Here is a 12,076-nt window from a genome sequence, read left to right as displayed (position 1 = left end):
GGAGCAAGCATGTCAAAATGGTTCAAAAGGGTACTTGCTTTGCTGGTGCCAGTTTTTTTGGTGACCGTGCTTGCTGGCTGTGCTGAAAAGAAACCAGATAATGTGTACGAAAGTACGAAAGAAGCTAAAAAGATCGTTTGGGGCGTTAAAGCTGATACGCGTCTGTTTGGCTTAATGAACGTTAAGACCGGCAATATCGACGGCTTTGACGTTGATCTGGCGCGAGCATTGACTAAGCAAATGTACGGTAAAGACGCCAAAGCAGAGTTTGTCCAAACAACTGCGAAAACTAAAGTCCCGCTGTTAAAAAATGGGAACATCGATGCCGTGGCGGCTGCAATGACCATTACTGATGAACGTAAGAAGATCATCAACTTTACCCAGCCATATTTTGGTGCGGGTCAATCCCTTTTGGTCAAACGGGGCAGTTCGATCAAGACGATCCGCGATCTGAATAAACCAGGCACTAAGGTCATGGCCGTGAAAGGAACGACGGCAGTCGCAAACGTGCATAAGTTTGCACCGCAAGCCAGGGTCTTAGAGTTAGACGATTATGCCCAGGCCTTTACTGCTTTGAAATCAGGACAAGGTGTGGCGATGACTACAGATAACGGTATTTTGTACGGTATTGCTAAGGAAAATCCCGACTATGAGGTCGTGGGCGGGACATTTACTAACGAACCCTATGGCTTAGCTGTCGATAAGGGGCAAGATGAAATGCGCGACCATTTGAATAAAGCTTTGAATGAACTTCAAGCTAATGGAACATACAAACGTTTGGTACAAAAATGGTTTGGCGGGATCCTGGGCTTTGATGTTAAGGAGGTGGAAGAACCATGATCCAAGTTTTAACTAATAATTGGTCGACCTTATTAACTGGTTTTGGAAATACCTTGCTGGCCAGTGTGATCGCCTTGTTCTTCTCACTGCTTATCGGGTCAGGCTTGGCAATCATGGAGACCGTGCCCAGTAAAACTGCTCGTGTGATCGCACATATTTATATTGAGATCTTTCGGAATATTCCCTTACTGGTCATTACCATGTTCTTTTACGTGGTGATCCCGCAATATGTCGCACCGATGTCGGGTTTTGCTGCCGGGACGATCGGCCTGACCTTGTATACTTCATCTTTTATTGCTGAAACAGTCCGGGCTGGGATCCAGTCTGTTGACCCAGGGCAAATGGAGGGAGCTCGTTCTAATGGGATGACCTATTGGCAAGCCATGCGTCATATCGTCTTACCCCAGGCATTTCGTTTGGTGATCCCGCCTTTGGGAAATCAGTTCATCAACCTGATCAAGAACTCGTCAGTCCTAGCATTTGTGGCTGGTTTTGATTTGATGTATCAGGGTGACGCTTTAGCATCAGCAACTTTCGATACGTTCAATACTTATCTGGTCGTGGGGGTCTTTTACTTGATCTTGACACTGCCGCTGAGCTATTACATGCGTTATCTCGAAAAGAAATTAGCCTAGGGGGTGAGAAAAGATGTCTATTTTAAGTCAAGCTTATTCGTGGATCAACATTAAATTTTTACTGGCAGGGTTAGGGATCACGCTTGAAGTTTCACTGATCTCGATCGTTTTAAGTTTCGTGATCGGTTTGATCTTGGGTATTATCCGCTATGTTGGTTTCAAGTATGTTTCGGCGCTAGTCGGGTTCGTGATCGATATCCTGCGGAACTTGCCGTTATTGCTGATCATCTTTTTCACCTACTTTGCTTTGCCAAAAGCGGGTCTGCGTATGACGCCGATGTCCGCTGCGATCACCGCCTTAGTGGTCTTTGAGTCGGCAATGTTAGCTGAGATCGTACGTAGTGGGATCATAGCGGTCGATCCTGGTCAAATGGAAGGAGCCCGCTCGACTGGGATGTCTTACTGGCAGGCAATGTGGCATATTATTTTACCGCAGGCCTTGTTGAAGATGATCCCACCGTTGGTTTCACAGTTTATTTCCTTGATCAAGGATACTTCTTTAGCAACGATCATTGTGTTGCCGGAATTACTCTACCGGGCGCAGATCATTTACGGGCAAGATACGAGATATATGCTGCCGATGTATTTGATCATCGCGGTGATGTACTTTATTGTCTGTTATGCTCTATCGTTGGTGGCAAAGAGTATGGAAAAAAGGTACGGCTAAATTTAATTAAAAAAATTAACAATTATAATTATGAGAAGCTGCTTGTTCAAGGAGAATGAGCGGCTTTTTTGTACAGGGCGGAGTGAACCGTTTAAAAGTTGAGCACTATCGGACTTTAACGATAAGTCGTGTTTTTTGCGACTTGTTGTTAAAGTTGGATAGGCGCAGACTTTTGGTTCAAGTAGCCCGACTAAACTACAAGGCAAAGTGAACCGGGAGAAAGTGAGCACTAATGGACTTAAGCATTATGACAAGTGTTTTTCTTGTCGTGATGCTTAAGTTGATTAGGCGGAGCTTTCTGGTTCAAGTAGCCTGACTAAGAACACAGGGTGGAGCATGGCGCCCAGAAGCCGAGCACTAACTGACTTTTACGCTATAATGCGTTTTTTGCATTGTGGCGTAAAAGTTAGATAAGCGGAACTTCTTCCTTGCCGCAGCCAGAATAAAAAATCAAAGCTGAATCCCCGCTTACTTTCCTACATTTTTTTCTTGTCCCAAACAACCTGGAATTTAAGGAAGATAGTGGAACAATCTATAACTACGCGTGGTGCTAGTTTGTAATAGTACAAAAAAATTAACAAAAAAGTCCAACACAGTTAGACTCATAAGTGACTAAACTTAAAAGGAGTCCTAACGATGTTGAACCATCCTAAGTTTAAACAAATTCGTCACGAATTACAAGGTAACTATCATTATTTTTATCAGCTGTGCCAGTCGCTTTACCAGCGCTATTGCCCACGTTGTGTGACGCAACGGCGTAATGTGGCGCACGTTAAAATCGATGACTGTCGATTGTTGGCGCTACTGTGTTTACAAACAACGCTTGGTATCCAATCACAACGCCGTTTTTGGCGCTTGATGACCGCCTTTATGCCGCAAAAAATCACCATTAGTCGGTCACGGTTCAACCGTCGCGCACTACAATTATTACCCGTGGTCAATGCGATCCGTACTGGTTTGACGCGTGAAGCAGCCCAACCTGGACAGATCGCAATCATTGATAGTTTGCCGAATCCATTGTGTGAACCAGTACGTAAATTTAGAGCACGTATTTTTGCTGGGCAAGCTAATATTGGCTACAATGCCACTAAGCAAATGTCGTTCTATGGGTTTAAAACCCACATGCTAGTAACCACTGATGGCTACATTCTGAATTATGTGGTGACTGCCGCTTCGGTCCATGATACAAAAGTTGCCGTTAGCTTGATTGATGATTGTCCTTGTCCAATTGTTTTGGCCGATGTCGGTTATGTAGGCAAGCGACTTGGCGCTGAATTTAAGCAATTAGGCTACACGTTATGGACACCATACCGTTCGAATATGAAGGGGGCCAAGGAACATAATAAGCGCGCGCTCAAGGCGTTACGTCGCACAATTGAATCGCGTTTTTCTACCTTAGTTAGTGATTTTGGAATTGAAACTAACTTAACGCGGAGTGCCTTTGGCTTTCAACTAAAAATTGAACTGGCAATTTTAGTCTATAATTTAGGATTTTTTAATTTTGTGACGAACTAGCACCACGCGTTCTATAACTATAAAATTATGACACCATTGGCTTAGTTGAATGTATACATCAATGAATAATGCTGCATTGATTTATGAGGAATTTTGGAATTTACAGCAAAAAAATCTCATTTTTTAATCAGGAAAAATTAGCGGAATTTGTTCTTACAAGCGCTAAATATAAGGATATTCGCAAATTTTACTTGAAAAATAAAGCTGATTTTCTTATAATAAAAAACATAAAATTATCATATTTCTTTAATCTTTGGCATGAATACATGTTCGGGAGAGGTGAAATCATGGATTTGATTGTAAATCCCAGACTAACTAAAAAGGAGATCACCACGCTTTATGACTCAGTCGGCTGGAAAAAAGATGTTGAAAATATTGATAACCTAAAAAAAGGCTTGAAGAAATCTTTTGTGATCGCAGCTTATGAGGATGGGTGTTTGGTAGGACTTGTCCGGGCTTTGAGTGATTTTTCAACAGTTGTGTACATTCAAGATCTGTTGGTTTGCCCTGAGTTTCAGGGGAAACGCATTGGTAAAACTTTAATGCTTCATCTCTTGAATTACTTTGGGGCGGTCGGTCAAATCATGGTTGCAGCAAAGCCCAATAATGATGCATGCAAATTTTTCCACTACTTAGGTTTTCAAGAGGGCAGTGACCGACAATTGTCCGCCTATGTCATGGACCGGCGCGTCCATTAACAACAAAAAAGAAGTAACGTGCAAACTTATCACGTTACTTCTTTTTATTTGGACTAAGAATTTTCAAACTTCTGTAAGATACTAGCAGTTGTGGGTGAGACTTCCGCTGTAATGACGGTCCCGTCAGCTGTGTAATCAGTTTTTAAGACACTTGAATTACTGTTGAGCTGTTCCAAGTATCTGCCTTGGTCAAAAGGTATCAGGTAAGTCTTGGTCATGAAATCGGCAAATAACTTATCTTTGACCATTTTGATCAAGAGCTTGAGTGAGTCATCATCACGAGCGCTATATGTGATCTGGTCGCCAGCAATTTCAGGATAGCGTAACTGTGGTTCCATGTCGGCCTTATTAAAGGCATAGATCATGGGGATCCCAGTCACGCCGATCTCTCGTAAAGTTTTCTCGGTGGTTTTGACCATTTCTTTGGCATGAGGGTCTGAGACATCGATCACCTGGACCAAGAGATCAGCTTGCGCAGCTTCAGCTAGTGTAGTCTTAAAAGCTTCGACCAGTTGGTGGGGTAAAGATGAAACAAAACCAACTGTATCGCTGAGCAAGATCTCTTTGTTATCATCGAACTGGACTTTGCGCACAGACGTGTCCAAAGTGGCAAAAAGCATATTTTTTTCAAAGACCTGTTTTTCTTTTGCTTCGCCCGTTAAGCGCAGCAAGCCGTTCATTGTCGTTGATTTGCCGGCATTCGTATAACCAACAAGGGCAACTGTTTTAATGCCGGAACTATCACGGGCTTTGCGTTTGGTTTGTTCTTCTTGTTCAACTTCTTTAAGTTGATGGCGCAAATGTGTGATCTGATTTTGGATAGTCCGTCGGTTTAATTCCATTTGGGTTTCACCAGCACCACGACTGGTAAAACCGCCACCGCTGCTTCCGGCGGTTTGCTGGTCAAAACGGTTTAAACTAGAAGTCCGCAACCGGGGGAGCCGGTATTGCAGAGAAGCGATCTGTACTTGGAGTTTGGCCTCTCGCGTATGAGCGCGACGGGCAAAAATTTCTAAGATCAAAGCAGTGCGGTCAATGACTGTCAGACCAGTCTCATCTTCGATGTTTCTGAGTTGGGTGGGTGTCAGTTCGTCATTTACGATCAGGTCGTTGGCTTCTTTGGCTTCAGCAGCGTTTTTAAGCTCGATCAGTTTGCCGCTACCAAAATAACTGGCAGAGACCGGCTTATCTAATTTTTGAGTGATAGTCAATTCGGGACTAATGGTGGCGGCCTTGGCAAGGGCGGCCAATTCACTCATTTTATATTCAAAATTTTCATGTCCATTATCGATTCCTGCAATAATTGCACGATCCATATATTTTCCTCCATTCGTATTTCACAGCTATTATAACATTTACTTTCCTTTGTTTGGTCAGAGTTAGAAAATGAGGAAAAAACTATTTTTAGCCATATTTGCCAGTAAACTCTTAGAAATCTTGCCGAATGGATGAAAGAAAAATAAGAATCTCTGAAATACTTTATTTTTTAAGGGCTATATTAAAACGCTAACATTCATTTTATTTTGAGAAAAATGAGAAAAATTAAGACTGTTAGACCGCATAAAACTGGAACTTATGCGGAATTACAAAAATAAATATTAAAAAAATTAGAGTATACTCTTGATTTTAATATCAATTTCATATAAAATTTATACAACGTAAAGAGAGATATGAGCGGTATCTGTCAATACATAGAAAAAGGAGTTGTTACTAGAATGAAGCTTAAAAAATTTGCTACAGCGGGTGCTGTAATGGCTGTTTCAGCTTTAACTTTGGCTGCTTGCGGATCTAAGTCTTCATCTAATGATTCAAAACAAGTTTTGAATTGGGATGAAACTGCTGAATTACCATCAATGGATCTGTCTAAAGCAACTGACGTGGTCAGTTTTGACCAGTTAAATAACACAATGGAAGGACTTTATCGTTTAGGTAAAGACTCCAAGGTTGAACCAGGTTTGGCTAAAAAGACTCATGTTTCAGACGACGGTTTGACATACACATTTGATTTGCGTAAATCAAATTGGTCTAACGGTGACAAGTTGACTGCTAAAGATTTCGTTTATTCTTGGCAAAGAACTGTTGATCCTAAGACTGGTTCACAGTATGCTTACCTCTTCGATGGTGTTAAAAACGCAAACGACATCATGGATGGCAAAAAGAAAACTAGTGAATTAGGGATCAAAGCTGACGGCGACTACAAGCTGACAGTTACTCTCGACAAGAAGATCCCTTATTTCAAATTGCTGATGGGCTTCCCTGTATTCTTCCCACAAAATGAGAAAGTCGTTAAGGATGCCGGCAGCAAATATGGTACTGCTTCGAAATATATGGTTTATAACGGACCATTTAAGTTGACTAAGTGGACTGGCTCTAACTTGAGCTGGACAGCCGCTAAGAACAACAAGTATTGGGATAAGAAGAATGTTAAACTTGATGCTATCAACTTTAAGGTCAACAAGAGCAACTCAACTTCTTACAACTTGTACAAGACAGATAAATTGGATGGAACTCCTTTAAGTTCTGAACAAGCAAAACAGTTGAAGAATGATAAAGAATTTACTGTTCGTAAGAACGCAAGTACTTTCTACTTCCAATACAATCAAACTCAGAAACGTTTCCAAAACAAGAAGATTCGTCAAGCATTATCAATGGCGATCAACCGGAAACAACTTACTAACAAAGTCTTAGGCGATGGCTCAACCGTTTCTAAGGGACTTGTTTCTAAGGGCTTAGCTAAGAATGACGGTAAAGATTTTGCAGACCAAGCTTACGTCAAAGAAGGCGTTGAATACAATAAGGCCGAAGCTAAGAAGCTATGGCAAGAAGGTTTGAAAGAAGTCGGCGAAGCTAAGATGGATATCAACCTATTGAGTGATGACACAGATAAGGCTAAGGATTCAACAGAATTCGTACAAAGTCAGATCGAATCAACATTGGGCGACAGTGTTAATGTTCACGTTCAAAACGTTCCATTCAAGACACGTTTGACACGTTCTGAACAAGGCGACTTTGATCTTGTTATCTCAGCTTGGGGTGCTGACTTTGCTGATCCAATCAGTTTCTTGGACTTGTTCACATCTGATAACTCGCTAAACAATGGTGAATGGAAGAATGCTGACTATGACAAGTTGATCCAAGCTTCTAAGACAACTGATGCCGGCAGCACCGACAAACGTTGGGATGACTTAGTTCAAGCTGAAAAGATCTTGATTCAAGAACAAGGTATTGCACCACTTTATCAACAATCGACTGCATGGATGGTCAAGAGTAAAGTTAAGGGCATTATCTACAATTCATCTGGTGCCAACTACAACTTTAAGAACACTTATATCAAGGAATAATCCGGTCTTGTTAATTTGAAAAGCCGAGTGCAGCCAGGGGGAATTGACACGCTCTATGTTGTCAGTTCCCTTTGACTTATCTTAGAAGTGATCAGCAAAAACCGAACTTTGTAAGAGTAATCAATTGCTAATCGATGTTCTAAAAGTTAAAATAAAAAAATGCTAATTGCATAATGCTGCATCAGCAAAAAAGGTAATGACCGATTTTGCTGTTGTACATAGTATGAACCTAGAATGTGAGGGTGAATTATGAAGAAATACCTGCTAAAAAGGGTTTTATATATGGCCTTGACACTGTTCTTGGTAGCTACCATAACATTCTTCTTAATGAAGTTAATGCCAGGGACGCCATATTCTAACCAGGAAAAAATGACACCACAGCAGATCAAGATCATGAACCAGCAGTATGGGTTGGACAAACCCATTTGGCTACAGTACGTGATTTATATTTTCGGGATGCTTCATGGAGATCTGGGAACTTCTTTCCAGTTTAGTAATCAGCCCGTTTCGTACTTGATCTCAAGCCGGATCGGTGCTTCCGCTCAATTGGGTATTCAAGCAATGATCTTCGGTGTTGTTTTAGGGATCATTGTTGGGTCCGTCGCTGCGATCTACCGGAATACATGGGTCGACACTACAGCGACAGTCTTATCTATCATAGGTAAGTCAGTACCTAACTTCGTGTTGGCTGTTTTGTTACAGTATTATATTTCGTTGAAGCTGGGCTGGTTCCCAATTGCCGATTGGGGCGGTTTTTCATACACAGTCTTGCCTACGATCGCTTTAGGAGTTGGACCCCTAGCGGAAACGGCGCGTTTCATTCGGACCGGGATGGTCGATGTACTAAACTCCGATTATATCGAATTGGCGCGCGCAAAAGGTTTAAACAAGTTTGGGATCATTTACCACCATGCTTTAAGAAATAGTTTGATCCCATTGGTTACACTGATCGGGCCATATACTGTTGCATTGATGACAGGTTCAATGGTTATCGAAAACATCTTCTCGATCCCTGGGATCGGTGAACAATATGTTAAGTCGATCCAAACAAACGACTACCCAACTATCATGGGTGTTACCATGTTATTCTGTTTCGGCTTAGTTTTGATCATCTTGTTCACGGACATTATCTATGGAATTATCGATCCACGGATCAGACTTACTGGAAATGAGGACTAATAAATGGCAGAAGAGAAATATAATTTACAACCAGATAGCTTCGAACCATTGGCTCAAGATCAAGAGCAAGAGCTTGACAGTGAAAAAATTGCTGCTCCTTCATTGACGTTCTCACAAGATGCATGGCGTCGTTTGAAAAAGAATAAGGGTGCATTGATCTCCTTGTTTATCGTTTTGATCATGGTCATCGTGTCGTTTGGCTCGACTCCTTTCATCAATCATTCAGAGTTGGTCAAGTCTAATCCTGAATATGCTAACTTACCAGCCAAGATCCCAGGTGTTAATATCAACGGATTAAACGGTAAGATGAAGGTTAGCGGCGTGTGGACTGATGTTTACAAGGAAAATGGCATCAAAGATAATGTGCACTTTATGTTGGGGACCGATTATTTGGGTCATTCCCTTGCACAACGTATTATTTACGGAACAAAAATTTCACTGACAGTTGCGATCGTTGCGACCTTGTTTGACTTACTGATTGGGGTCACGTATGGTATCGTATCGGGTTGGAAAGGAGGGCGAACTGATAACGTGATGCAGCGTATTATCGAAATCATTTCGTCCATCCCTAACCTAATTATCGTTGTTTTGATGTTGATCATCTTTAAACCAGGGATGACATCGATCATTTTGGCCTTGGCGATCTCAGCATGGACTACGATGGCCAGGATGATTCGAGCGGAGACGCTGTCACTTAAGACAGAAGAGTATGTCTTGGCTGCGCGGACACTAGGTGAGTCGACAACGAAGATTGCTTGGAAACATTTGGTACCAAATGTTTCAAGTATTATCATTATTCAAACGATGTACACGATCCCAACTGCCATCTTCTTTGAAGCTTTCTTGAGTTTCATTGGTATCGGGATCTCGGCACCACAAACATCACTGGGTGTATTGTTGAACGATGGTCAAAAGAACTTCCAGTTCTTGCCTTACCAGATGTGGTATCCGGCAATCGTTCTGGTTATCTTGATGATTGCTTTCAACCTTTTGGGTGATGGTTTACGTGATGCATTTGATCCAAGAACAAGGAGGTAGGTCGTATTTATGGGTGAAAGAATCTTAGATGTAAATAACCTTGAGATCAATTTTCATACCTATGCAGGCGATGTTAAAGCTATTCGTAATGTTAGCTTTCATCTGGATAAAGGTGAAACGCTTGCAATCGTAGGGGAATCCGGCTCAGGTAAGTCAGTTACAACTAAAAGTTTAATGGGACTTTTGGCTAACAACGCTGAAGTGGTTGGCGGCTCGATCATATTCCATGGGGAAGATATCTTAAAGAAGTCTGAAAAACAGATGCAAGGGATCCGTGGTAAAGATATTGCCATGATTTTCCAAGATCCAATGACTTCTCTTGATCCTACTATGAAGATTGGCCGTCAGATCGCGGAACCATTAATGAAACATAAAAAAGTTGAAAAGAAAAAAGCTCTAGCACAAGCTTTGGAAATCTTAAAGCTAGTTGGGATCGACAACGCAGAAAAGCGGATCAATGAATATCCGCACCAATTTTCTGGTGGACAACGACAACGGATCGTGATCGCGATTGCTTTGGTTTGTTATCCAGAGATCTTGATCGCCGACGAACCAACAACAGCTCTGGATGTTACGATCCAAGCACAGATCTTGGACTTGATGAAAGAATTGCAAAAAAAAATCGAAACTTCGATCATCTTCATCACCCATGACTTGGGAGTTGTTGCGGGCATGGCTGATCGTGTGGCTGTTATGTATGCTGGACAAATTGTTGAATATGGTTCTGTGGATGAGATTTTCTATAATCCACAACATCCATATACATGGGGGTTGCTTAACTCAATGCCGACATTGAGCAGTACAGATCTTCAAGCTATCCCAGGAACACCGCCTGACTTATTGGATCCGCCAAAAGGAGATCCATTTGCAGCAAGAAATCCTTATGCAATGAAGATCGATTCCGAAGAGAAGCCGCCCTTCTTTAAGGTTTCTGAAACGCACTATGCTTCAACCTGGCTGCTTCATCCGGATGCACCGAAGATCACACCGCCAGAAGAGATCGTGCGGCGCCAAGAAATCTTCAAGAAAATGCAAGCAAGCGCAAATTAATAGACCAAGGAAGGAAGAAACCACATGCCAGAAAATCGAAAAAAAGTTCTCGAAGTTAAGCATTTGAAGCAATACTTCGGCGTGGGCAAACCTGAGATGGTCAAGGCGGTCGATGACATTTCTTTTGATATTTATGAAGGAGAAGTGTTTGGACTTGTTGGTGAATCAGGATCAGGTAAAACAACAGCAGGTCGGAGTATCATTCATTTGTATAATCCGACTGATGGACAGATCATTTTTAATGGGAAGGACGTTAGCTCGTTTAAGAGTAAGAAAGAAAAACTAGAATTTACTCGTAACATGCAAATGATCTTCCAAGATCCGCAGGCTTCATTAAATCCCCGGATGACAGTTGAAGACATCATTGCTGAAGGGATAGACATCCATCATTTGGCAAAGGACAAAGCTGATCGACGCAGGAAAGTTGAAGAATTGCTTGAAACTGTTGGTTTGAATCGCGATCACGCCAGCCGTTATCCGCATGAATTTTCAGGTGGACAGCGACAACGGATCGGTATCGCGCGTGCCTTGGCAGTTGAGCCTTCCTTCATCATTGCTGATGAACCGATCTCAGCTTTGGACGTTTCTATTCAGGCCCAAGTTGTCAACCTGATGAAAGACCTGCAAGAAGAAAAGGGATTGACTTATTTATTCATCGCGCATGATTTGTCGATGGTCAAGTACATTTCTGACCGAATTGGAGTTTTGCACTTTGGACACCTATTAGAAGTTGGTCCGGCCGATGATGTTTACTTAACACCGTTACATGATTACACGAAGAGTTTGATTTCAGCGGTCCCTGAACCGGATCCAGAGTTTGAAAGAACTCGTAAACGCGTTCCTTATGATGCTTCGATCGAGAAAGATAAAGCAGGCCAACCACGTAAATTGCGTGAGATTACGCCAGGCCATTTTGTTCGTTGTTCAGAGGAAGAAGTTCCATTTTATCAAGAACGTGCGGCAAGTTATAAAAAAATGAACAAGCAACACCTAATGTTTAATTAGAAATGAAGAGGGGACTTTGTCAAATAGTGTTGATGGCCCATAGAATTCTATCTTTATGGTAGGGTTCTTTTTTTACTGCCATAGCTAGATTAAAGTGTTTGGGTTGGG

The 12,076-nt window shown here is 41.9% G+C and carries 11 protein-coding genes; 10 read left to right on the top strand and 1 reads right to left on the bottom strand.

Translation table 11 applies throughout. The annotated features are described in order from the left end of the window. Nucleotides 1-9 precede the first annotated feature (9 nt). From BQ5903_RS09290 to BQ5903_RS09270, 5 genes are all read left to right on the top strand, one after another. On the top strand, nucleotides 10-840 hold the full coding sequence (locus tag BQ5903_RS09290; protein WP_079579389.1) for a transporter substrate-binding domain-containing protein: 831 nt from the start codon (nucleotides 10-12) through the stop codon (nucleotides 838-840). Further along, entirely contained in the window at nucleotides 837-1,475 is a 639-nt protein-coding gene (locus BQ5903_RS09285) for an amino acid ABC transporter permease (RefSeq protein ID WP_010498313.1), read from the top strand. Before BQ5903_RS09290 ends, BQ5903_RS09285 begins: the two co-directional genes overlap by 4 nt. Nucleotides 1,476-1,488: 13 nt before the next feature. Continuing rightward, nucleotides 1,489-2,142 (top strand): amino acid ABC transporter permease, encoded by a 654-nt coding sequence (locus tag BQ5903_RS09280; protein ID WP_056972535.1) that lies wholly within the window; start codon nucleotides 1,489-1,491, stop codon nucleotides 2,140-2,142. Nucleotides 2,143-2,778: 636 nt separating this feature from the next. After that, nucleotides 2,779-3,657: an IS982-like element ISLpl4 family transposase gene (locus BQ5903_RS09275; protein ID WP_003561820.1), complete on the top strand. Its 879-nt coding sequence runs from the start codon at nucleotides 2,779-2,781 to the stop codon at nucleotides 3,655-3,657. Nucleotides 3,658-3,740: 83 nt separating this feature from the next. Continuing rightward, on the top strand, nucleotides 3,741-4,355 hold the full coding sequence (locus BQ5903_RS09270; RefSeq protein ID WP_231920840.1) for a GNAT family N-acetyltransferase: 615 nt from the start codon (nucleotides 3,741-3,743) through the stop codon (nucleotides 4,353-4,355). 53 nt (nucleotides 4,356-4,408) lie between these two features. Here the strand turns inward: BQ5903_RS09270 and hflX are convergent, their stop codons facing one another. Beyond that, on the bottom strand, nucleotides 4,409-5,671 hold the full coding sequence (gene hflX, locus BQ5903_RS09265; protein WP_079579387.1) for a GTPase HflX: 1,263 nt from the start codon (nucleotides 5,669-5,671) through the stop codon (nucleotides 4,409-4,411). 399 nt (nucleotides 5,672-6,070) lie between these two features. On the opposite strand from hflX, the gene BQ5903_RS09260 reads away from it, so the two are divergent. The 5 genes from BQ5903_RS09260 to BQ5903_RS09240 all read left to right on the top strand — a co-directional run bounded on the left by BQ5903_RS09260 (nucleotide 6,071) and on the right by BQ5903_RS09240 (nucleotide 11,968). Continuing rightward, a complete protein-coding gene (locus BQ5903_RS09260) occupies nucleotides 6,071-7,696 on the top strand; it encodes a peptide ABC transporter substrate-binding protein (protein ID WP_079579386.1) in 1,626 nt (541 codons plus the stop codon). A 249-nt stretch (nucleotides 7,697-7,945) separates the two neighbouring features. Next, complete coding sequence (gene opp3b / locus BQ5903_RS09255; RefSeq protein ID WP_010498329.1) at nucleotides 7,946-8,875, top strand: oligopeptide ABC transporter permease; 930 nt, start codon at nucleotides 7,946-7,948, stop codon at nucleotides 8,873-8,875. 3 nt (nucleotides 8,876-8,878) lie between these two features. After that, nucleotides 8,879-9,913, top strand: a complete 1,035-nt coding sequence (locus tag BQ5903_RS09250) for an ABC transporter permease (RefSeq protein ID WP_010498331.1) — start codon at nucleotides 8,879-8,881, stop codon at nucleotides 9,911-9,913. 9 nt (nucleotides 9,914-9,922) lie between these two features. Then, a complete protein-coding gene (locus tag BQ5903_RS09245) occupies nucleotides 9,923-10,963 on the top strand; it encodes an ABC transporter ATP-binding protein (RefSeq protein ID WP_056988173.1) in 1,041 nt (346 codons plus the stop codon). A gap of 24 nt (nucleotides 10,964-10,987) precedes the next feature. After that, a complete protein-coding gene (locus tag BQ5903_RS09240; protein WP_010498333.1) occupies nucleotides 10,988-11,968 on the top strand; it encodes an ABC transporter ATP-binding protein in 981 nt (326 codons plus the stop codon). Nucleotides 11,969-12,076 lie beyond the last annotated feature (108 nt).

Source organism: Ligilactobacillus acidipiscis (genome assembly GCF_900116935.1).
GTDB lineage: Bacteria > Bacillota > Bacilli > Lactobacillales > Lactobacillaceae > Ligilactobacillus > Ligilactobacillus acidipiscis.
Note: the sequence above shows the minus strand (reverse complement) of the source record. Positions and strands in the feature narration are given on the sequence as shown.